The organism is Micromonospora chokoriensis, from assembly GCF_900091505.1.
Lineage (GTDB): Bacteria > Actinomycetota > Actinomycetes > Mycobacteriales > Micromonosporaceae > Micromonospora > Micromonospora chokoriensis.
Genome location: NZ_LT607409.1, coordinates 4,630,341 through 4,651,276, shown reverse-complemented (window position 1 = coordinate 4,651,276; position 20,936 = coordinate 4,630,341). Strand labels below are relative to the sequence as shown.

The window sequence follows — 20,936 nt, the reverse complement described above, 5'->3', positions numbered from 1 at the left end:
GACGCCCCCGGACGCCACATCCGCGCGGTCAGTCGCCGCCCCGGGCCGCGAGCACGCCGTGGAACGCGTCGGGCACCCGCGCCGGCGGACCCTCCGGCCGCCACTCGGTGACGGGCACGATCCCGTCCGCCGTCGGGGCCCACCGACCCAGCAGGGGCGCGAACGCCTCCGGTGGACGCATCCGGAACTGCGGGCCCATCATCGCCAGGGCCTGCGGATACCCCGCCAGCTCCTCGGTGTCGAAGTCCACGGCGAGCAGGCTGCCCGGCGCCGCGGCGGCGTACAACTCGTCGAGCGTACGGGTCAACGTCTCGTCGTCGAGGAACGCGGCGAGCCCCAGGAAGACCACCCCGACGGGCCGTCGACCCCAGCCGGGCACGAACCGGTGCAACTGTGCCGGGTCGATCGTGCCGATGTCGGTCGCGTCACCGAAGCCGTAGCCGGCCCGGTCGCTGCCGGCGAGGATGCTCTGCCCCAACCGGATGGTGACCGGGTCGACGTCGGTGTAGAGCACCGTCGCGTCGGTGACGACCTCGTGCACGTTGCCCCGCGTGGGCACCCCGGCGCCGAACACCAGGAAACCGTCCACCCCCTGCTCGGCCATCGCCCGCACCGCCCGGCCCAGGAACGCCCGCAGCTCCCGGAACACCGGCGCGCACGGCCCGTACGCCTGCTCGAACGCACTCGCGGCGGTCACGTCGACCGGGAAGTGGTGCTCCCCACCGAGCCAAAAGTCGATCATCCGCGCGGTGCTCGGCTGGTCCGGTTCACCCATCGACGACGCCCCCTCCCCGGCCGGTCGTCGCCAGCGTACCGACAGCGACGCGCTCTGCGGTATCGCGACGCGGAGGCGCCTGAGCCCGCGATACTGACCGCGGGCGGGAGGTGGGCGGTGAACTCGGCGAACAACGCTGCGGTGGTGGTCGGCGTGGACGGCTCGGAGCCGGCGCTGCGGGCCGTCCGCCTCGCCGCCACCGAGGCCGCGCGGCGACGCCGACCGCTGCGGGTCGTGCACGGGTTCATCTGGCCGCTGCTGCGTGTGCCGGTCTCCCCCGCCCCGGGCGCGCCCCCCGGGGGTGGACTACGCCACCGGGCCGAGGAACTGGTCAGGGCGGCGGTGGCCGAGGCCGAGGCGACAGCGCCCGGCCTGTCGATCTCCGGTGAGATCATCGACGGTGAGGCAGCCGCCGTGCTGGTGGGTGAGTCCACCACCGCCGCGCTCATCGTGCTCGGTGACCGTGGCCTGGGCGGTTTCTCGGCGCTGCTGGTCGGCTCGGTCGCCGTGCAGGTCGCCGCGTACGCCGACTGTCCGGTGCTGGTGGCCCGCGGCGCGCAACGGCCCGACGAGCCGGTGCTGGTCGCGGTGGACGGCTCGGAGGCCTCCCTCGTGGCGGCCGACTTCGCCGCGGAGACCGCCGTGTCCCGCGGTGTGCCACTGGTGGCGATGCACGCCTACCGGCATCCCGGCAGCAGCGGCCCCGGCGACATGCAACCCCTGGTGTACGACGAGGCGAAACTGCACGGCGAACAGGAGCGGCTGCTCGCCGGCTGGCTGACCGGCCTGACCGAGCGCCACCCGACGGTACGGCTGACCTCCCGGGCGGTACGCGGACGAACGGGCGGTGTGCTCGCCGACGCGTCCCGCTCCGCGCAACTGGTGGTGGTGGGTGGGCAGGGGCGCGGCGAGGTGACCGGGTTGCTGCTGGGGTCGGTGAGCCAGTCGCTGCTGCACCACGCGCAGTGCCCGGTCGCCGTGGTCCGCGCGCCCCGGTGACCCGGGGTTGGCCCGCCGACAGACGGGTAGACGGCCGCGGTACGCCCAGACCGCCGACGAAGGAGGCAGCAGATGCCAGGACCACGGCCGGGCAGCAACGCGTACGACAAGCAGCGGGCGCGGTTGCGCAACGCGATCGACGACTCCGGACGCCGGGTGCCCGACGGCAAGGCCAACCAGGTAGCGAACCGGATCCTGCAGGAGGATCGCGGCCAACGAGGCGTGGTCCGGGGCGACCGCACGTACGGGCCGAAGAGTGAGCGCGAACCGGGCGACCCGAAGTGAGAGGGGTCGACGTGGCCGACGGCGCCATCGCGGGCGCCGTCGGGACCACCGCGTTGAACGTGGTGAGCTACCTCGACATGGCGCTTCGGGGTCGACCGGAGAGCGATGTCCCGCAGGAGACCGTCGACAAGCTGGCCGGGTTCGCCCACCTGGACCTGGGGTCCGGGGACCGGAGGGCCAACCGCCGTTCCGGCCTCGGGCCCCTGATCGGTTACGGGCTGGGGATCGCGGCGGGTGTCGCGTTCGCGCTCTACGCCAATGATCGGCGTCAACCACTGCCGGTGGCCGCCGGCGTGCTCGGCGCGGGTGTGATGACCATGACGGACGGGTCGATCACTGCGCTGGGGCTCAGTGACCCGCGCACCTGGCGGCGCTCCGACTGGCTCTCCGACATCGTTCCGCACCTCGCGTACGGACTGACGGCCGCCGCCACCTGGAACAGGTTGCGGCGGCCGTCCCGCGGTCGCTGATCAGCGGGTGTCGCTGTCGTCCTCGGCCACCGGCTCACCGGCCGGGCCGTACGGCGACACCTGCCCCCTGGGCACCGGTCGACCGGCGTCGCCGCGCGACGTGCCACGGTTGGCCGGGTGCCCGCCCGGGGCCGGGCCCTTGTTGTCCTGGCTGGTCGCGCCCAGCGCGTTGCGGCGGAGTTCCTGCTGCTGCGGGTTCGTCACGGGGTGTCTCCCTTCCGGGTACGGCAGGCGGCATCGACCGCCTCCACCGTCGGCATACCCGCCCGCCCCGGGGGCATTCCGGCCCGGGGCGTCGGCGGGACGGCTAACCGGTTCCAGACCGGGTATCAGGTCGGGGTGGGCAACGACCGAACAGTGGTGCGGGTCCTGCTGGACCGGCGCGGCCGCACGTACGCGCAGGAGGCCGGGATCCGGCTCTCCGACCGACCTGGACCGCTGTACCAACTGCTGGTGCTGACCACCCTGCTGAGCACCCGGATCCGGGCGTGCGTGGCGGTGGACGCCGCGCGGGAACTGTTCGCGGCGGGCTACCGCACACCCCAGGCGATGGAGGCGGCCAGTTGGCAGCAGCGCGTCGACGCGCTGGGTCGAGGTCACTACCGTCGCTACGACGAGCGCACGGCCACCATGCTCGGCACCGGGGCCCGGCTGTGCCTGGACCGCTGGCACGGTGACCTGCGACGGCTGCACCGCGAGGCCGAGGGTGACCCGGCCGGCCTGCGCCGGCGGCTCACCGAGTTCCCCGGCATCGGTCCCACCGGCGCGGACATCTACCTGCGCGAAGCCCAGACAGTCTGGTCGGACGTGCGCCCGTACGCCGACCGTCGGGCCCTGGCCGGGGCGAAGCGGTTGGGTCTGCCGGGTTCCCCGGACCGGCTGGCCGGGCTCGTCGACGAACCGGACTTCGGCCGTCTCGCCTCGGCGCTGGTCCGGGTGGCGCTCGGTGAGGAGTCGGCCGGCGAGGTCACCCGCGTCGCCGCCCGCTGAGCGTTCACTTCACCGTCTTGTCTCCGGGGCGGGTCAGGTGCCACACCAGCAGGGCGGCGAGCAGTGCCAGGACCACCACGCCGCCGGAGATGCCACGACCCTCCTCGGGGCTGCGGCCGGCGCTACCGAAGTAGATCACCGCGAGCCCGGCCAGCACCGTGACGAACGTCCGCAATCCTCGGTCCTTCACGTGTCGCACGCTAGCCGGGCTCATCCGACTTTCGTCCGTATTCGAGGTTTTTGTCCCCTGGTCGGGTGACGGTCACCGGTCGCTGACGAACCCGCGCAACCGCACCCGACGGACGGCCCGGTCGGCAACCTCCACGACCTCCAGGGTCAACCCGGGCAGGCGCACCGTCTCCCCCGGCTCGCCGGGCAGGTGCCGCAGCCGGGCCAGCACCAACCCCGCCACCGTCGTGTAGTCGCGGGACAACGGGAAACTCAGCCGCACCCCCAGGTCCGGCAGGTCGTGCAGGGGGAAGTCGCCGGGCACCAGCAGAGACCCGTCCGGTTCCCGGACGACGCCGTGCACGTCCCGGTCGGTCTCGTCGTACAACTCGCCGACCACCTCGGCCAGCAGGTCCTCCATGGTGACCATGCCGTCGACGCCGCCGTGTTCGTCGACCACCAGGGCCAGTTGCTGGTGGTCGAGCCGGAGCTGCCGCAGCGCGTCGGCGACCGGCAGGGTTACCGGCAGCAGCAGGGGCGATCGCACCCGCTCGCCGAGCCGAGCGGTGCCGGCCCGCACCAGGTCACGGATGTGCACCACGCCGAGCACCTCGTCCAGCCCGCCGGGACCGGTGACCGGGGCGCGGGACCGCCCGGCGGCGGCGAGCCGGCGAACCCCCTCGTCCGCGCCGAGGTCGGCCGGCAACGTCGTCACCGCCCGCCGGGGCACCAGGATCTCGCGCAGCGTGCGACCGGCGATGTCGAACGCCCCGGTCAGGATCTCCCGCTGCTGGGCGGACAACCCGCGCTGGCTGGCCAGCACCTCCCGCAACTCCTCCTCGGTCATCTCCTCCCGGTTGGCCCGCGGGTCACCCCCGGCCAACCGGACGACAGCGTCGGTGGCCCGACTGAGCAGCCACACCGCCGGTCGGGACACGCGGCCGAGCAGATCCAGCGGACCGGCGCTCAGCAACGCCCACCGCTCCGCCCGCTGCATGGCCAGCCGCTTCGGGGCCAACTCGCCGAACACCAGCGTGACGAACGTCAACAGCACCGTCACCAGCAGCACCGCGGCGGGACGGGCCGCGCCGCCGAGGAACCCCAGCAGGCCGACCAGCGGCTCGGACAACGACACCGCGGCCGCCGCCGAGGCGAGGAAACCCGCCAGGGTGATACCGAGCTGGATGGTGGCCAGGTAGCGGTTCGGGTCACGCGACAGCCGCACCAACCGGTCGCCGGAGCGGCTGCGCCGACCCAACCGCCGCAACTGGCCCTCGCGCAACGTCACCAGCGCCATCTCACTGCCGGAGAGCGCGGCGTTGACCAGCACCAGAACGGCCACCAGCGCCACCTGCCCGAGCTGACCACCCATCGCGTATCCCCGTCCGCCGCCTGCTGTCACTCAACCGCAGCGCGGCGCGGCGCGGGCCCGGTTTGCGACCGCGCCCCCGCTCAGTCGACCTCCAGATCGTCCAGCGAGATGGAGTGGGTCATCAGCCACCGGGCCAGCGCCGACATCCCGAACAGCCACAGCGGCACCGACTCGGTGGGCCCGTTGGTGGCGTAGATGGCGAAGCGCAGGTCCGGCGCGCGGTACGCCTCGATCCGCCACTGGTGCTGCCGGTCCCGCCAGACCGCCGAAGGGTCCATGCCGTCACCGTAGGCGACCGGCGCGGGCCCGGGGGCCGGTTGCTCAGGTGACGACGATCCGGGCGTCGTCGGGCAGTCGTCGGGTCGCGCCGCGGCGGTCCAGCAACTCCAGCAGGGGCACGGCCACCCGACGGGTCGTGTCCAACGCCTGCCGCGCCGCGGACAGGGTGAACGGCTGCGGCAGCCCGGCCAACACCCGGACCGCTCCGTCGAGCGCGTCGGGCAGCAGCACCACGTTGTCGGCCAGCCGCAGCAGGGCGCCGGCCCGCACCGCGGCGCCGATCTCCCGGGGGCCCAGACCCAGGTCGACGAGACGGTCCGCCTCGGGGGCCCGGAACGGCCGGTCGCCGTACTCGGCGCGGACCCGCTGCACGGCCCGGGCCACCGGCTCCGGCAACGCGTCGACGCTCGCCGTCCCGACCCGACCGGCGTGGATCCGCAGCGGCGGCCGGACCAGCGCCTCGACCAGCACCCGGTCGGGCAGGGCGAGGCGCTGGCGCAGCGCGTCCACCGGCATCCCGGGCTCCAACGGGTGGTCCCGGGCGTAGCGGGCGACCTCCTCGGTCACCCGCTCGCCGAGGCGCCGCCAGTGCTCCGGGTCGGCCAACCAGTCACCGGCCACCGACGCCGCCCATGCCGGGCCGTCCCGCCCGGTGGGCACCGGCACACCCATCCGGAGCAACGTGCCGGCCCGGACCAGCCGGCGGCGGCGCAACTCCCCGGCCAGGTCCGGACGACCGTCCAGCTCCGCCAGGACCTGCGCGCGGGCGGCGGCGGCACCCCGGCGGGCCAGCGGTGGCGGCGCCACGTCCAGCACCCGCACCCCCCCTGTCACGTGGTGGCGGCCCGGGTCACGCAGCAGTGCCCGGTCACCGACCAGCAGCGGCAACGGGCGGGCCAACCGCAGCCGTACGGTGTCCGGGCCGAGCGGCCGGACCCGCACCGGCACCGCCGCCGACCCGACGTGCAGGGTGAGGGTGGCCGGCAGGTCGGCCGCGGGGTCGCCGGTGAGTCGCACGTCGACGAGGTCGGTGCGGTGGAACCGGCCGGGGGTCAGCAGGGCGTCGCCACGGCCGAGCCGGTCGCGGGGCGTACCGCGCAGGTTGACGGCCACCCGGGCCACCGCCGGCACCTCCGGTCGGGCCTCGCCCAGGGAGTGCAGGCCGCGTACCCGGACCGGTTCGTCGGTCCCGGCCACCTCCAACTCGTCGCCCACCCGCAGCCGGCCACCGCCGAGGGTGCCGGTGACCACGGTGCCGCTGCCCCGCACGGTGAAGCTGCGGTCGACCCAGAGACGCACCGGGTCGTCCACCGCGGGGGCGGGCACCCGGGCGGCGAGACCGTCCAGCGCGGTCCGCAGCTCCGGCAGGCCCGCGCCGGTCAGACCACTGACGGCCACCGCGGGCACCGCGCCGAGGCTGGTGGCCGCGATCTCGGCCCGGGCGCGGGCCGTGGCCGGCCCCGGGTCGGCGAGGTCCGCGCGGGTCACCGCCAGCAGGCCGTACGCGACACCGAGCGCGTCGAGCGCGGCCAGGTGCTCGGCGGACTGCGGCATCCACCCCTCGTCGGCGGCCACCACGATCAGCGCCGCCGGCACCGGGCCGACGCCGGCGAGCATGTTCGGCACGAACCGCTCGTGCCCGGGTACGTCGACGAAGGCGACGGTGCCCCCGGACGGCAGCGTCGTCCAGGCGAAACCCAGGTCGATGGTCATCCCCCGGCGGCGCTCCTCGGCCCACCGGTCGGGTTCCATCCCGGTCAACGCCCGGACCAGTGTCGACTTGCCGTGGTCGACGTGTCCGGCGGTGGCGACGACGAACACTGTCAGTCGTCCCCGGGTACGCGTAGCACTGCCGCCCGGACCACCTCGTCGGCCTCGGCCGGCACGCACCGTAGGTCGAGCAGGAGCCGACCCCGGACCACCCGCCCGAGCACCGGCTGCTCGCCGGTGCGCAGCGGCCCCGCGTACCGTTCGGGTAGGCTCAGCGCCCACGAGTCCAGCTCGACACCCGGTGCTCCGCCGCCGCCGACCACCGCGACGGCCGGCACCACCTCCGCCTTGCGGCCGTCCGCGCCGAGCCGGTCGCGGAGCCGCTCCACCCGGTTGCGCAGCGCACCCGGGTCGGCGTGCAGCGCGGCCCGGGTCGGTGTGTCCGGCTGGTGCACTGTCGCGGCCAGCGCGGCCAGGGTGAGCTTGTCCACCCGCAACGCCCGGGCCAGCGGGTGCCGGCGCAGCTTCGCGACCAGGTCGACGTCACCGAGCAGCAGGCCCGCCTGCGGGCCGCCGAGCAGCTTGTCGCCGCTGGCCGTGACCAGCGCGGCGCCGGCGCGCAGGGTGGTGGCCGCGTCCGGTTCGTCAGGCAGCAGCGGATCCGCGGTGAGCAGGCCGGAGCCGATGTCGGCCACGACGGGCACGCCGAGGGTGGCGAGTTGTCGCACCGGGGTCGCCGAGGTGAAGCCGGTGACCTGGAAGTTCGACGGGTGCACCTTGAGCACGAAGCCGGTCTGCGGGCCGAGCGCCGCGGCGTAGTCGGCGAGTGTCGTGCGGTTGGTGGTGCCCACCTCCCGCAGTCGCGCCCCGGTGCTCTCCAGCAGGTCGGGCAGCCGGAACCCGTCGCCGATCTCGACCAGCTCACCCCGGCTGACGACGATCTCCCGGCCGGCGGCCAACGCGGTGGCGGCCAGCACCAACGCGGCGGCGCCGTTGTTGACCACGTGCACGGCGCCCGCGTCGGGCACGGCGGCTGCCAGCGCGTCGAGGGCGTCGCGGCCGCGACGGGCCCGCCGGCCGGTGGTCAGGTCCAGCTCCACGTCGGTGTGCCCGGCAGCGGCGACCACCGCGGCGACCGCGGCGGCGGACAGCGGCGCCCGGCCCAGGTTGGTGTGCAGCACGACCCCCGTCGCGTTGAGCACCACCCGGGGCCCGGGCGCGGGCAGCGCGGCGACCGCCGCGTCGCGTGCCTCGTCGGGGCGCAGCTCACCACGGCGGACCCGCTCCTGGGCGCGGGCGACGACCGCCTTGACCCGGTCCCGGCCGAACGTCGCGCTGGCGGCGGCCAGCCGGGGATCGGCGAGCAGCGTGTCGGTGCGGGGCACCCGCCGTCGCGGGTCCGTCGGCCCGTCGCCCATGACGTCATCTCCTGCACTGGTTTGGCGGAGACGGACGGGAATCGAACCCGCCTGGCCCGGGTCCCGGACCACACCGGTTTTGAAGACCGGGAGGGGCACCAGCCGCCTGAACGCCTCCACCGGACATTCGATCACAGCGCGGGCGGGGCCGCCCGGTCAGGTGGAAGTTCCGCCGTCGGTTCGGCGGCCTTCCACCCGCTCGCGTTGCGGCACCACCGTGTACCGGGGGTCGCGGGCCGAGGCGACACCGCCGTAGAAGATGCCGAACCGGGTCGCGACCGACGCGGCCAGCAACGCCACACCGGACAGTCCGCTGACCACCCGACTGCGCCGGCCGAGCAGCGCACCGGCGACGCCGCCGGTGGTGAGCAACCGGGCGGCGCGCAGCAGCCGACCGGGGCGGCCCAACCGGTAGGGCTCGCTGAGCAGGCCGAGACGGCTCTCCACCCGGTGGGTCCCGTACAGCTCCAGGGCCGCGCCGGCCACCGCCATCCGCCGGGCCGGCCCGGCCTGGGCCGGCGGCGCGGCGAGCAGACCCACGGCCGCGCCGCTGGCCAGCGCGCTGCCCGCGAAGATGACCGGCAACTCGGGGTACGCCTCATGCCACGACGGCACCGCCGTGTCGGCCAGCAACACCCCGGTGTACGTGGCCAGCGCGGGCGCGGTGCCGGCGGCGAGCAGCCCAGCGGCGTGCCCGACCGACGGCAGGGCCCTACCGGCCAGCCCGAGCAGGCCGTGGCGTGGCAGCACTCCGGCGGCCTCGGCGACCGCGGCGACACCGGCCGCCGGCCCGTACGCGGTGAGGATCCAGGTGCCCATCGACATCGGCGAGGTCGGCTTGGCCACGCGCAGCATGTGGTGGAACCGGGCCGGGCGGCCCAGGTCCTTGACGAGGAAGACGGCGCTGGCGCTGACGGCGGCCAGCGCGGTGACCCGTCCGGCGCGACGCAACGCCGGCCGCCCGGTGAGCTGCCCACCGGCCGCGAGCAGCGACGACCCGGCGGCCAGCCCGCCGGTGAACAGGTACGCGGCGATGTCCCACTTCCAGACCGGCCCCTTGAGGATGGGCCGACCGTAGTACGACGTGAACTCCGCCTCCGGTACCCGCAGTTCCTCGCCGCCGCGCCCGCCGCGTCGGCGGCGAGCGCGTCGACCGGGCTGGTCGGCGGAGGTCCCCTGCGGTCGGGCGGCCCGGTGCCGCGCGGCGATGTCCTGCTGCGGGGTGGTCGCGTGCTGCGGGGTGCTCGCGTGCGGACGGTGGTCGTCGGCACCCGTCGGCGCCCCGTCGGCCCCGGTCTCCGGCCGCGCCGAGACGCCCGGTCGGTCGGAACCCTCGGCGGCCAGCCGGTCCCGGAAGCGCCGGAACAGGTCACCCACCTCGGGGTGCTGGGGACTCACGAGGAACCTCCGACGAACGCGGCGACGGTGGCCGCCGCCATCGCGAGGGCCGCGAGACCCGCGCGTTTCCACATGGCCGGCAGGTCCCGGGTGGTCACGACCGGGTCCGGCGGCAACCCGTACACCTCGGGCTCGTCGAGCAGCAGGAAGAACGCCCCGTCACCGCCGACGCCGTCGTTCGGGTCGTGCCCGTACAGCCGCGCCTCCGGCACACCCCGCTCGTGCAGGGTGCTCACCCGGGCCGCAGCCCGCTCCCGCAACTCATCCAGGGGCCCGTACTGGATCGACTCCGTCGGACACGCCTGCGCACACGCCGGCGTCATCCCCGCACCCAACCGGTCGTAACACAACGTGCACTTCCACGCCCGACCATCACCCCTACGCTGATCGATCACCCCGTACGGACACGCGGAAATGCAGTACCCACACCCGTTGCAGATGTCCTCCTGCACCACCACCGTCCCGAACTCCGTCCGGAACAACGACCCCGTCGGACACACATCCAGACACGCCGCATGCGTGCAGTGCTTGCACACGTCCGACATCATCAACCACCGGAAATCCGTCCGCCCCTCGACACCGGTGCCCCGACCCGGCGGCTGCGCACCCGGCATCCCCAGGAACTGCGGCCCCGCGTCGACCGACCGCTGCGGGCCACCGTCGACCGGCTCGCCGAGCACGTCCGCCGACGACGGGTGCTGCCGGGCCGGGCCGGGCTGCTCGACGAACGCCACGTGCCGCCACGAGTTCGCGGTCAACGCACCCGTGTTGTCGTAGGACATGCCGAGCAGGTCCAGGCCGCTCTCCGGCACACCGTTCCACTCCTTGCAGGCCACCTCACACGCCTTGCAACCGATACACACACTCGTGTCGGTGAAGAACCCCATCCGCGGCGGCGCGTCCACATAGCCCGCGTCGGGCGCCGGATCCAACGGGCCGTACAGGCTGTTCGGGTCAGGAAGCACCGCACTCCTTCCCCTCGTCGTCGGTGGTGACCGCCGGGGCATTATGGCCCGGAGTGATCCCGGCGCGCCGCTGGTAGTCGGCGACCAGGTCCAGCAACGCCGGGCCGGTCGGACGACGGCCGGGCCGCACGTCGCAGGTGCCGACCTTGCTCTCCTGGATCAGCACGTTCGGATCCAGGCTGATGCCGAACAGGTCGTTGGCCGAATCACCGGTCACCAGACCCTCGAAACCGAAGTGGTACGGCAACCACACCTGATGGATGACCCGGCCGTCCACCCGCAACGGGGTGAGCCGGTCCGTCACCAACACCCTCGCCTCGATCACCGCCCGACCGCTGACCAGGTGCGCCCAGCCCAGATGCGTCAGACCGGCCTCGGTCGCCAGGGCCGGGGACACCTCGACGAACATCTCCGGCTGCAACTCGGCCAGCGGCGACACCATCCGGCTCATCGCACCAGCGGTGTGGTGCTCGGTGAGCCGGCTGACCGTGAACACGTACGGGAACACCTGATCGTGCTCCTGCGGTGGGCTCGGGTTCACCGAGTTCACCGGATGCGCGTACATCTTGCGGGTCGGGTTGGCCTGCTGCCCGTAGAGCGGGTTGCGCACCGGCGACTCCACCGGCTCGTAGTGCGTGGGCAACGGGCCGTCCAGGACACCGCTCGGCGCGTACAACCAGCCCTTGCCGTCGCCCTGCATGACGAACGGATCGTCACCGGCGATGCCCTCCGGCCCGGACGCACCCGGTGGTGGCCGGTAGGACGGCGGTTTGGTCTTCTCGAAGTCCGGCACGTCGTAGCCGGTCCACTCGCCCTTGTCCGCGTCCCACCACACGTAGCGCTTGCGCTCGGACCACGGGTTGCCGTCCGGGTCGGCCGAGGCACGGTTGTAGAGGATGCGCCGGTTCGCCGGCCACGCCCAACCCCACTCGGCGGCCACCCAGTCCTGTTCGTGCCGGGACCTGCGCCGGGCCGCCTGGTTGACGCCGTCCGCGTACACCCCGCTGTAGATCCAGCAGCCGACGGCGGTGGAACCGTCCGCGCGGGCCTCCGCGAAGCTGGACAGCGGGCGGCCGGTCGCCACGTCGTACCCGTTGATCTCGCGCAGCACCGCCTCGGCGCTCGGCTCCGCGAGCGGACCGTGCGTCGGGTAGTCCCAGGTGAGGTCGAGCAACGCCCGGTCGCGCGGCAGCGGTGAGCCGGCCAGCTTCTCCCGCAGCTTGCGGCCGAGGTGGTAAAAGAACCACAGCTCGGAGCGGGCGTCGCCCGGCGGCTCGACGGCCTTCTCCCGCCACTGCAACAACCGCTGCGTCTGGGTGAACGTGCCCTCCTTCTCCACGTGCGAGGCGGCGGGCAGGAAGAACACCTCCGTGCGGCACTCCTCCGGCACGATCTCACCGGTGGCGACCTCGGGGCCGTTCTGCCAGAACGTGGCACTCTCGATCATGAACAGGTCGCGGACGACCAACCAGTCCAGGTTGGCCATGCCCAGCCGCTGCGCTCGGCCGTGCGCGGAGCCGACAGCAGGGTTCTGACCGAGCAGGAAGTACCCCTTGATCTTCCCGTCGATCATGTTGAGCACCTGCTGGTACGTGCCGTGATCCCCGGTCAACCGGGGCAGGTAGCCGTAGCAGAAGTCGTTCTCCGGCGTCGCCGCGTCACCCCAGTACGCCTTCAGCAGGCTGGCGGCGAACGACCGCGCGTTGCCCCATAAACCCTTCTGCCCCGGGTGCCGGATGCTGTCCACCCACTCGTCGAAACTCGGGTGCTCGGCGTGGTGCGGCATCGGCAGGTAACCCGGCAGCAGGTTGAACAACGTCGGGATGTCGGTGGAACCCTGGATGCTGGCATGCCCCCGCAGGGCCATCACCCCACCACCCGGGCGACCCATGTTGCCCAACAACAACTGGATGATCGCGCCCGTGCGGATGTACTGCACACCCACACTGTGCTGCGTCCACCCCACCGAATAGATCAGCATGCCGGTGCGCTCCCGACCGGAGTTCGCCGTCCACGCCCGGGCCAACTCCAGAAACTGCTGCTGCGGGATGCCGCAGACCCGCGCCACCATCTCCGGGGTGTAACGGGCGAAGTGGCGCTTCAGGATCTGGTAGACGCAGCGCGGATGCTGCAACGTCTCGTCCCGCCGGGTCCGCCCGCCGACCTCCGCGCCGTGCGACTCGTGCTCCAGGCCGGCGGCGGTGTCCCGCTCCTTCGCGGTGTGCCCACTGCCCGACGAGTCCTCGTGCCCCTCGTACTGCCAGCTGTCCTGCACGTACGTGCCGGTCTCCGGGTCGAAGCCGGAGAAGAAACCGTCACCGTCCTCGGTGTCGCTGAACTCCTCACTGACGATCGTCGCCGCGTTGGTGTACGACAGCACGTACTCCCGGAAGTCCAACTCGTTGTCCAGGATGTACCGCACCACCCCACCGAGCAGCGCGATGTCGGTGCCCGCCCGGATCGGCAGGTACGCGTCAGCGACAGCACTGGTCCGGGTGAAGCGCGGGTCGACGTGGAACACCTTCGCGCCGCGACGCTTGGCCTCCATCACCCACTGGAAACCCACCGGGTGCGCCTCGGCCATGTTCGAACCCTGGATGACGATGACGTCAGCGTTGGCGATGTCCTGCTGGAAATCCGTCGCACCGCCACGACCGAAGCTGGCCCCCAGACCGGGGACGGTGGCGGAGTGTCAAATACGGGCCTGGTTCTCGATCTGGAGCGCCCCCATCGCGGTGAACAACTTCTTGATGAGGTAGTTCTCCTCGTTGTCCAGCGTCGCCCCACCCAGACTGGAGAAACCCAGCGTACGGTTGAGCGGCCGGCCCTGCGTGTCGACGTCCTCCCACGTCTGCTCGCGCGCGGCGAGCATCCGGTCGGCGATCATGTCGAGCGCGGTGTCGAGCTCCAGATCCTCCCACTGCGTCGAGTACGGACGGCGGTAACGAACCGTCGTCTGCCGCAACGGGCTCGTCACCAGACTCTTACTGGCCGAACCCTTCGGGCAGAGCCGACCCCGCGAGATCGGGCTGTCCGGGTCCCCCTCGATCTGACTGACCTGCCCGTCCTTGACGAACACCCGCTGCCCACAACCCACAGCGCAGTACGGACAGATCGAACGAGCCACACTGTCGGCGTCCTCGGTACGAGCGGTGAGCGCACGGGACCCGGCCGACTTCGCCGCCGCGCCCCGGCCCAGCGGATCGGTGCCGGTGAGCTGCCGGTAGACCGGCCAACCCTCGATGAAGGTCCGCAGCCCCATACCCGACACCCCCTCCCACGCGAGCGACCACATGAACATAGGCCAGTTGAGACATGTTCGCGAGTTAGGGCCCTTGCCAGACAGCGCCGCCCCCGGCCTTGCGGACCGGGGGCGGCGCTGGTGTCGGTGTGCAGGTCGCCTCTCGGCGAGTGGCACGACGCGGCTCCAGCCGAACGGTATTCCGCGAGGGCAATATAGGTGAGGCCCGGGGACACTGAGTCACACCGACACCCTCCACAACCAGCCCGACCCCGACCTTGTTCCCGACATGCCGCCCTGGCTGCGACGGGGGGCGGGACCGGCCGGGCGTGCTTTGCCCGCCGGGCGGCGCGGGCCCACCGGGCGGCGCGGGCCCACCGGGCGGCGCGGGCCCACCGGGCGGCGCGGGCCCACCGGGCGGCGCGGGCCCACCGGGCGGCGCGGGCCCACCGGGCGGCGCGGGCCCACCGTTCGTGCTTTGTCGCCGGCCGGGCGCAGGCTCGCTGGGCGCGCTTTGCCCACCGGGCGCGCTTTGCCCACCGGGCGCGCTTTGCCCACCGGGCGCGCTTTGCTCGCCGGGCAGCGCGGGCCCGCCGTTTGGCCGCCTGCCTGTCGCTGCCTGGCAGCCACCTGACGCCACACGACCGAGCGCCCCGAACTGTCTGACCGCCGCCGTATCACCGCACGACCATCCGGCCCGGGGCCGGGCCGGGCCGGGCCGGGCCGGGCCGAAGCGCGGCAGCCGCACGGTTCCAGCACCCAGAACCGCGAGATCTTGGACAGTTTCCGTTCAGCGAGAACGGAAACTGTCCAAGATCTCGGAGTGGATGTGCCGCCCCCCGCGCCCGCGCGGCGGTGGCGGTGCGCGGCGGCGGCGGTGCCACCGCCTTTGCGTGTTGGCGGTGCGCGGTGGTGGATATGCCGCTGGCCGGCACCCGGGTGTGGGTGCCGGCCAGCAATCGATGTTGCGGTGTTGCGGTGGGTCAACTGTTCCAGTGCTGGGCGACCAGGTCGGTGGCCTGCTGCTCCCACTGGGCGTACGCGTCGGGGTAGGCGGAGACCTGCACGGTCTGCGCGGCCTCGGTCAGCGGCATGTCCTGCCACTCGTCGACCTGCTTGAGGCCCTTGAGGAACGCGGTGGTGGAGTAGGCCGGGTCGGTGATCTGCTCCGGCGTGCCCCAACCACTGCTCGGGCGCTGCTGGAACAGGCCCAGCGAGTCGTGGTCGTTGGCGTCGCCGAGATGGCCCAGGTTCTCCAGCTTCGACTCCTGCAGGCTCGTCGCGATCGAGATCACCGCAGCCCGCTCCGGGAGACCGGCCTTCTTCGTGGCGGCGATGATCGCCTTCACATTCGCGGTCTGCTCATCGTTGAGGGTGATGTGCGACTGCTCGCCCTGCGGCTTCGGCGCCGCCTGCACCGCAGCGGCAACAGGCTTGGCGTCCACAGTCGCAGTAGCGGCGTGGGCGGCGATCGGACCGGCGAACACACCACCGGCGAACGCCAGACCAGCAACAGACAGCACACTCTTACGCATGATCGTGTTCATGGGGGAAGCTCCTTCGGGGGTAAAGACACCCGCCCAGATCGCGCGGGTGTGAGCACCTCGTCCGGCGCTGCAACAAACGGGAAAGTTTGGGATTCGGTGACCGACAATCGGGGGCGTGTCGCACCGGGGTCGGCGGCCTGCGAGCGGAGGGCTCGCGGCGCCGGGTCCGTGTGCAACGACCCGGGGACCGGGGTCATTCCCGGGGTCGGCCGGTTCCGTTGGCACCCGGTGAAGCCGGGTGCCGGTCGGGCCGGGGTCCAGGTGTAACGACCCGGGGCCGGGGGCCATTCCCGGGGCGGACCATCGCCCCCGGCAGGGGCGTGGTCCTGCGACCGTCAGGGTGTGCAACGACCCCGACCCGGCCATCATTCCGCCCGGCACGTGCCCCCGAGCACACGCCGATACCACCCACACGGAACAAAACCGACGGTCAAGCCTTACCCCAGGTGCCAGACCACCCAGACTGGCGGGCAGAACACCCCAACTCGCGCATGATCCACACGACCTCGCCGATATCGCGGTATCCGTGAGGGTTTGATACCGCGACTTCGCCGAAACGGAGTCGATCAAGGCACGCGGGCGGGCCAACGCCGACAAATCGGACCTGGGCAACGGTCAGATGCAGACCGGCAGTCGCCGCTCGGACGAAGCACCACGCGCAGGGCTGACGCCATGCCCGCCAAGGGACGCACGGAAAGCGCGGCCCTCCCAACAGCACGGCCCAGCGAAGAGTGCGGCCCGTCGGACAACGCGACCCACCGGACAACGCAACCCCCGAACAACCCAGCCCACCGACAAGGCAGCCCACCGACAGCGCCGCCCACCGACAAGGCAGCCCACCGACAGCGCCGCCCACCGACAAGGCAGCCCACCGACAAGGCCGCCCACCGCACAACCCAGCCCACCGCACAACCCAGCCCATAGACGACGCTAGCCATGAACAGCGCCGCTGCAACGGGGCCGGTCAGTGCCCCCGCGAGCGGGTCCGGCGACCGTCCCTGGAGCGTGTAGGGATCGTCCTGAGCGACACCGGCTTCGGTGGGCGTTACCCTGACACCATGCAGGCCGTCTCCCCCACTGCGACCGGCGTGGCCTTCCTGGCCCGGCCCGGTCGTCCTGCCGTGGTGGCGAGGACGCTTGCCGAGTTGGCCGGCCCCACGCGCGGGGTGGTCGAGTTGCCGGTGCGGTTGATGTGGAACGCCGAACGCACCTTCGACCTCAACGACCCGGACCAACTGCTCTGGATGTACGAGAACGTGCTCCGCGAGACCACCCGCGCCGAGGACCTGCGCGTCCTCATCAACGGTCGCACGCTTCGGCGGGTGTGGCGACTGCTCAACCTGCCCCGTGGCGTACGCCAGGCATGGGAGAGCCGCCACCGCGGCCTGCGCGCGGCGTGACCGAGCCGCATCTGCACGAGTTCTACCGGGAGGTCGCCCGGGTGGCGCTCACCGCCGCCGGACCGTACCGGTTCGTGTTGGGGGGCGGGGTCGCCTGGGCGGCGCACGGGTTGGTGGCCCGCCCGACGGAGGACGTCGACCTCTTCGCGGACGTGGAGGGTGCCGCGGCGGCGGCGTCCACAGGTGTACGGGTGGCGTTGGAGCGGGCCGGCTTCCTGGTCAGCGACGCCGACCCCGACGGGGATCTCGCTGAGCTGTTCGACGGGTACGAGCAGGACATGAAGGACTTCGTGGTGAGCCGCGACGGCCGGCAGATCCGGTTGAGCCTCGCCCGGTTGGACCGCCAGCAGAGCCCGGTGGTGATGGACCTCGGCCCGGTGATGGACGTACGCGACCTGGTGGCGAACAAGATCGCGGCGTTGGTCAACCGGCGGGAGGTCCGGGACTTCATCGACGTGGCGGCGGCGTTGGAGCACTACGACGTGACCGAGTTGCTGATGCTGGCACGGCAGGTCGACCCGGCCCTGGATCCGGCGGACGTACGTGCCGCCGGGCGTTACCTGGACCGGCTGTCGGAGCAGCGGTTCGGTCGGTACGGTCTGAGCGCCGCCGACGTCGATCACGTCCGGCGGCGCTTCGCCACCTGGCCGCGCTGACCGCCGACGTACACACCGCAACACCGACCGCACAGAAGCGTCGCCCCAAGCCGAACACCGACGCACGCGGAACGAGCCGCGCCCGGAGCGGGCACCGAAGCAGCACCGCCCCGGTCGCGGATCACTTCGTCGGCCGACCGCCCGTGACGCCAAGGATCTCGCCGGTCACGTAGCTGGACTCCTGCGAGGCGAAGAAGACGTACGCGGGTGCGAGCTCCGCGGGCTGCCCGGGGCGACCCTCGGGGGTGTCGGTGCCGAACTGCTTCACCTTCTCCTCGGGCATGGTGGCCGGGATCAACGGCGTCCACACCGGGCCGGGTGCGACAGCGTTGACCCGGATGCCCTGCTCGGCGAGGTCGGCGGCGAGCGCCTTGGTGAAGTTGGCGATGCCCGCCTTGGTGGTCGCGTAGTCCAGCAGTTGCGGCGACGGGTCGAACGCCTGGATCGACGCGGTGTTGATGATCGCCGCACCCTCGCCGAGGTGGGGAATGGCCGCCTTGCAGAGCCAGAACATCGCGTACAGGTTGGTCTTGAGCACGCGGTCGAACTGCTCGGTGGTGATGCCGAGGATCCCCTTGTCCTGCGACATCTGGTAGGCCGCGTTGTTGACCAGGATGTCCAGGCCGCCCAGGTCGCGTACCGCCCGATCGACCAGCTCCTGACAGTGCGCCTCGTCGGTGACGTCACCGCGTACCGCGACGCCCCGCCGGCCGGCCTGCTCGACCAGGCGAACGGTCTCCCGGGCGTCGGCGTCCTCCCCCTCGTCGAGATAGGAGATGAGCACGTCGGCACCCTCCCGGGCGAAGGCGATGGCGACCGCCCGGCCGATCCCGGAGTCACCGCCGGTGATCAGCGCCCGTTTGCCGTCGAGCTTGCCGCTGCCCCGGTACGACTCCTCCCCGTGGTCCGGCTTCGGGTTCATCCGCGCGGTCGAGCCGGGCGCGGACTGCTGCTGTGCGGGCTGACCCGACTGCCCGCCGTACTGGCTGGTCGGGTCCTGCTGGGTGTGCTGATCCTCGGTCACCGATGTCTCCGAAGTCTCCTCGCGCCGTCGCGGGAGGCGATGGCGCTCCCGCGAAATCCGTCCCCGATCGCCCTACCCCGGGCCGGCCTGTGGAAACCGCTGCACCCGTCGGGGCTGCCGTGGCGGGAGTGTCGGCTGGTGGTTATGGTGCGCGAGGCGCCCACGAAGCGCGTCCACCCATGGAAAGGCACGTCATGACCTCTCCCTCCGGTCCGTCGCGTCGCCAGGTGCTCGTCGCCGCCGCGGCGGCGGCGACCGCCCCGCTGATCGCCGCCGCGCCCGCGCAGGCGGCCGGCGCGGCCCGGTCACGCACCTGGGACCTCACCCTCCTGGGCACGTCGGACACCCACGGCAACGTCTACAACTGGGACTACTACCGCGACGCCGAGTACGACGACAGCAAGCAGAACGACGTCGGCGTCGCCAAGCTGGCGACCCTGATCAACCAGATCCGTCGGGAGCGGCGCGGCAAGGCGACGCTGGTGCTCGACGCCGGCGACACCATCCAGGGCACTCCCCTGGCGACGTACTACGCCAAGCAGGAACCGATCACCGCCACCGGGGAGAAGCACCCGATGGCCCGGGCGATGAACGTCATCGACTACGACGCGGTGACGCTGGGCAACCACGAGTTCAACTACGGGCTGCCGTTGCTGGACCTGTGGATCCGTCAGCTCGGCTTCCCGGCGCTGGCGGCGAACGCCGTCAACGCGAAGACCGGCAAGCCGGCCTTCCTGCCGTACATCATCAAGAAGGTCTCCCTCGGTCTCGGCGCGCCCACCCTGCGGGTCGGCATCCTGGGCCTGACCAACCCCGGGGTAGCCATCTGGGACAAGGGCAACGTCGAGGGCCGGCTGCGTTTCGACGACATGGTCGCGACCGCCGCGAAGTGGGTGCCGGTCATGCGGGCCCGCGGCGCGGACCTCGTGCTGATCTCCGCGCACGGCGGTGACAGCGGCACCTCCAGCTACGGCCCCGAGCTGCCGAACGAGAACCCGGTGGCCTTGATCGCCCAGCAGGTGCCGGGTATCGACGCGATCCTGTTCGGTCACGCGCACAACGAGGTGGTCGAGCGGTTCGTCACCAACGAGCGCACCGGCGCCCAGGTGCTGCTCTCCGAGCCGTCGAAGTGGGGCCAGCGGCTCACCCGGATGGACTTCACCCTGACCCGCGAGCGCGGCCGGTGGGCGATCACCAAGAAGGCCGCCAGCATGCTGAACACCAACACGGTGGTCGAGGACCCGAAGGTCCTCGCGGCCGTGCGGGCCCAGCACGCCAAGACCATCGCGTACGTCAACCAGGTGGTCGCGCAGTCCACTGTCGAGCTGTCGGCGGCGGAGTCGCGGTACAAGGACACGCCGATCCTGGACTTCATCAACCATGTGCAGACCGAGGTGGTCGGCGCGGCGCTGGCCGGCACCGCGTACGCGGACCTGCCGGTGCTGTCGATCGCGGCGCCGTTCAGCCGTACCGCCGTCTTCCCCGCCGGCGACGTCAAGATCCGCGACGTGGCCGGCCTGTACGTGTACGACAACACCCTCGAGGCGGTCGTGCTCAGCGGCGCCGAGGTGCGCGCGTACCTGGAGTACTCGGCCAAGTACTTCCGCACCGTCGCGCCGGGTGCCCCGGTCGACCCGGAGCAGATCAGCGACCCGGCGGTGCCGGACTACAACTACGACGTCTTCTCCGGCGTGGACTACGACATCGACATCTCCCGGCCGGTCGGGCAGCGGATCACCCGGCTGGTGCTGGCCGGCACCGACACCCCGGTGGCCGACGGCGCGCAGTTCGTCGTGGCGGTCAACAACTACCGCCGCAGCGGCGGCGGCAACTTCCCCGGCATCGTGAAGACCCAGGTCTACAACGCGCAGCAGGAGATCCGTCAGCTGCTCATCGACTGGGCGCAGGCCAAGGGGACGATCGACCCGGCCGACTTCTTCCAGCCGAACTGGCGACTGGTACGCGAGGGCGTGCCGGTCTTCTGATCGCGCGGCACAGACGGGCCGTGGGTGGCGACACCCACGGCCCGTCTGCTGTTGTCAGCCCTGCACGTTCCAGCGGACCGGGTCCTCGGACCCCTCCGGGCGGTCCCGCCCGGGGTCGGTCTCGGTCAGGGCCACCCGTTCGTCGGGACGCACAGCGGGCGGCAACTCCCCGAACCGGAGGTGGCGCAGGAACGCGTACTCGTCGTCGGTGAACGGCTGCTCGGCCATCGGCACCTCCAGCTTCCCCTGTCATT

At 72.4% G+C, this 20,936-nt stretch carries 20 protein-coding genes and 1 tRNA gene; 7 read left to right on the top strand and 14 right to left on the bottom strand.

What is annotated here, in order from left to right; all coding sequences use genetic code 11:
* Positions 1-28: 28 nt before the first annotated feature.
* Positions 29-775: an SAM-dependent methyltransferase gene (locus GA0070612_RS21430; protein ID WP_088989543.1), complete on the bottom strand. Its 747-nt coding sequence runs from the start codon at positions 773-775 to the stop codon at positions 29-31.
* Between the two features lie 117 nt (positions 776-892).
* Between GA0070612_RS21430 and GA0070612_RS21425 the strand changes: the two genes are divergently transcribed.
* From GA0070612_RS21425 to GA0070612_RS21415, 3 genes are all read left to right on the top strand, one after another.
* Complete coding sequence (locus GA0070612_RS21425; RefSeq protein WP_088989542.1) at positions 893-1,774, top strand: universal stress protein; 882 nt, start codon at positions 893-895, stop codon at positions 1,772-1,774.
* A gap of 72 nt (positions 1,775-1,846) precedes the next feature.
* Positions 1,847-2,059 (top strand): phosphatidylethanolamine-binding protein, encoded by a 213-nt coding sequence (locus GA0070612_RS21420; RefSeq protein ID WP_088989541.1) that lies wholly within the window; start codon positions 1,847-1,849, stop codon positions 2,057-2,059.
* The gene (locus GA0070612_RS21415; RefSeq protein ID WP_088989540.1) at positions 2,056-2,529 is read left to right on the top strand and encodes a hypothetical protein; all 474 of its coding nucleotides are present in this window, start codon (positions 2,056-2,058) and stop codon (positions 2,527-2,529) included. Before GA0070612_RS21420 ends, GA0070612_RS21415 begins: the two co-directional genes overlap by 4 nt.
* On the opposite strand, the gene GA0070612_RS21410 is transcribed toward GA0070612_RS21415, so the two are convergent.
* Positions 2,530-2,733, bottom strand: a complete 204-nt coding sequence (locus tag GA0070612_RS21410) for a hypothetical protein (RefSeq protein WP_088989539.1) — start codon at positions 2,731-2,733, stop codon at positions 2,530-2,532.
* A gap of 135 nt (positions 2,734-2,868) precedes the next feature.
* Between GA0070612_RS21410 and GA0070612_RS21405 the strand changes: the two genes are divergently transcribed.
* The gene (locus tag GA0070612_RS21405; protein WP_088989538.1) at positions 2,869-3,519 is read left to right on the top strand and encodes a hypothetical protein; all 651 of its coding nucleotides are present in this window, start codon (positions 2,869-2,871) and stop codon (positions 3,517-3,519) included.
* A 4-nt stretch (positions 3,520-3,523) separates the two neighbouring features.
* Here the strand turns inward: GA0070612_RS21405 and GA0070612_RS21400 are convergent, their stop codons facing one another.
* From GA0070612_RS21400 to GA0070612_RS21350, 10 genes are all read right to left on the bottom strand, one after another.
* Positions 3,524-3,709, bottom strand: a complete 186-nt coding sequence (locus GA0070612_RS21400; protein WP_036410487.1) for a hypothetical protein — start codon at positions 3,707-3,709, stop codon at positions 3,524-3,526.
* Positions 3,710-3,781: 72 nt separating this feature from the next.
* A complete protein-coding gene (locus GA0070612_RS21395) occupies positions 3,782-5,059 on the bottom strand; it encodes a hemolysin family protein (RefSeq protein ID WP_088989537.1) in 1,278 nt (425 codons plus the stop codon).
* A gap of 80 nt (positions 5,060-5,139) precedes the next feature.
* A complete protein-coding gene (locus GA0070612_RS21390) occupies positions 5,140-5,337 on the bottom strand; it encodes a hypothetical protein (protein WP_088989536.1) in 198 nt (65 codons plus the stop codon).
* Positions 5,338-5,380: 43 nt separating this feature from the next.
* Positions 5,381-7,159, bottom strand: coding sequence for a selenocysteine-specific translation elongation factor (selB, locus tag GA0070612_RS21385; protein ID WP_088989535.1), 1,779 nt, complete (start codon positions 7,157-7,159; stop codon positions 5,381-5,383).
* A gap of 2 nt (positions 7,160-7,161) precedes the next feature.
* A complete protein-coding gene (gene selA, locus GA0070612_RS21380; RefSeq protein ID WP_088989534.1) occupies positions 7,162-8,466 on the bottom strand; it encodes an L-seryl-tRNA(Sec) selenium transferase in 1,305 nt (434 codons plus the stop codon).
* A gap of 22 nt (positions 8,467-8,488) precedes the next feature.
* Positions 8,489-8,584 (bottom strand) — tRNA-Sec (locus GA0070612_RS31555).
* Positions 8,585-8,622: 38 nt separating this feature from the next.
* Positions 8,623-9,864: an NrfD/PsrC family molybdoenzyme membrane anchor subunit gene (gene nrfD, locus GA0070612_RS21375; protein ID WP_197699209.1), complete on the bottom strand. Its 1,242-nt coding sequence runs from the start codon at positions 9,862-9,864 to the stop codon at positions 8,623-8,625.
* Positions 9,861-10,871, bottom strand: a complete 1,011-nt coding sequence (locus GA0070612_RS21370; RefSeq protein WP_088989533.1) for a 4Fe-4S dicluster domain-containing protein — start codon at positions 10,869-10,871, stop codon at positions 9,861-9,863. Before GA0070612_RS21370 ends, nrfD begins: the two co-directional genes overlap by 4 nt.
* The gene (gene fdh / locus GA0070612_RS21365) at positions 10,819-14,091 is read right to left on the bottom strand and encodes a formate dehydrogenase (protein ID WP_269458291.1); all 3,273 of its coding nucleotides are present in this window, start codon (positions 14,089-14,091) and stop codon (positions 10,819-10,821) included. Before fdh ends, GA0070612_RS21370 begins: the two co-directional genes overlap by 53 nt.
* A 962-nt stretch (positions 14,092-15,053) precedes the next feature.
* Entirely contained in the window at positions 15,054-15,617 is a 564-nt protein-coding gene (locus GA0070612_RS21350) for a hypothetical protein (RefSeq protein ID WP_088989530.1), read from the bottom strand.
* A 1,058-nt stretch (positions 15,618-16,675) separates the two neighbouring features.
* Between GA0070612_RS21350 and GA0070612_RS21345 the strand changes: the two genes are divergently transcribed.
* Entirely contained in the window at positions 16,676-17,017 is a 342-nt protein-coding gene (locus GA0070612_RS21345) for a hypothetical protein (protein ID WP_088989529.1), read from the top strand.
* Entirely contained in the window at positions 16,981-17,673 is a 693-nt protein-coding gene (locus GA0070612_RS21340; RefSeq protein WP_088989528.1) for a nucleotidyl transferase AbiEii/AbiGii toxin family protein, read from the top strand. The genes GA0070612_RS21345 and GA0070612_RS21340 overlap by 37 nt, the downstream gene beginning before the upstream one ends.
* Positions 17,674-17,794: 121 nt before the next feature.
* On the opposite strand, the gene GA0070612_RS21335 is transcribed toward GA0070612_RS21340, so the two are convergent.
* Positions 17,795-18,697: an SDR family oxidoreductase gene (locus GA0070612_RS21335; protein WP_088989527.1), complete on the bottom strand. Its 903-nt coding sequence runs from the start codon at positions 18,695-18,697 to the stop codon at positions 17,795-17,797.
* 194 nt (positions 18,698-18,891) lie between these two features.
* Here GA0070612_RS21335 and GA0070612_RS21330 point away from each other — a divergent pair, with 194 nt between their 5' ends.
* Positions 18,892-20,682 (top strand): bifunctional metallophosphatase/5'-nucleotidase, encoded by a 1,791-nt coding sequence (locus GA0070612_RS21330; protein WP_088989526.1) that lies wholly within the window; start codon positions 18,892-18,894, stop codon positions 20,680-20,682.
* A 54-nt stretch (positions 20,683-20,736) separates the two neighbouring features.
* Here GA0070612_RS21330 and GA0070612_RS31915 read toward each other — a convergent pair whose 3' ends face one another.
* Positions 20,737-20,910, bottom strand: a complete 174-nt coding sequence (locus GA0070612_RS31915; protein WP_167393658.1) for a hypothetical protein — start codon at positions 20,908-20,910, stop codon at positions 20,737-20,739.
* Positions 20,911-20,936 lie beyond the last annotated feature (26 nt).

Excerpts from the sequence above, each read along its gene's own strand:
- GA0070612_RS21430 (WP_088989543.1), bottom strand. The coding sequence starts at position 775 with ATGGGTGAACCGGACCAGCCGAGCACCGCGCGGATGATCGACTTTTGG.
- GA0070612_RS21420 (WP_088989541.1), top strand. The coding sequence starts at position 1,847 with ATGCCAGGACCACGGCCGGGCAGCAACGCGTACGACAAGCAGCGGGCG.
- GA0070612_RS21395 (WP_088989537.1), bottom strand. The coding sequence starts at position 5,059 with ATGGGTGGTCAGCTCGGGCAGGTGGCGCTGGTGGCCGTTCTGGTGCTG.
- GA0070612_RS21390 (WP_088989536.1), bottom strand. The coding sequence starts at position 5,337 with ATGGACCCTTCGGCGGTCTGGCGGGACCGGCAGCACCAGTGGCGGATC.
- selA (WP_088989534.1), bottom strand. The coding sequence starts at position 8,466 with ATGGGCGACGGGCCGACGGACCCGCGACGGCGGGTGCCCCGCACCGAC.
- GA0070612_RS21370 (WP_088989533.1), bottom strand. The coding sequence starts at position 10,871 with ATGCCCCGGCGGTCACCACCGACGACGAGGGGAAGGAGTGCGGTGCTT.
- GA0070612_RS21350 (WP_088989530.1), bottom strand. The coding sequence starts at position 15,617 with ATGAACACGATCATGCGTAAGAGTGTGCTGTCTGTTGCTGGTCTGGCG.
- GA0070612_RS21345 (WP_088989529.1), top strand. The coding sequence starts at position 16,676 with ATGCAGGCCGTCTCCCCCACTGCGACCGGCGTGGCCTTCCTGGCCCGG.
- GA0070612_RS21340 (WP_088989528.1), top strand. The coding sequence starts at position 16,981 with ATGGGAGAGCCGCCACCGCGGCCTGCGCGCGGCGTGACCGAGCCGCAT.
- GA0070612_RS21330 (WP_088989526.1), top strand. The coding sequence starts at position 18,892 with ATGACCTCTCCCTCCGGTCCGTCGCGTCGCCAGGTGCTCGTCGCCGCC.
- GA0070612_RS31915 (WP_167393658.1), bottom strand. The coding sequence starts at position 20,910 with ATGGCCGAGCAGCCGTTCACCGACGACGAGTACGCGTTCCTGCGCCAC.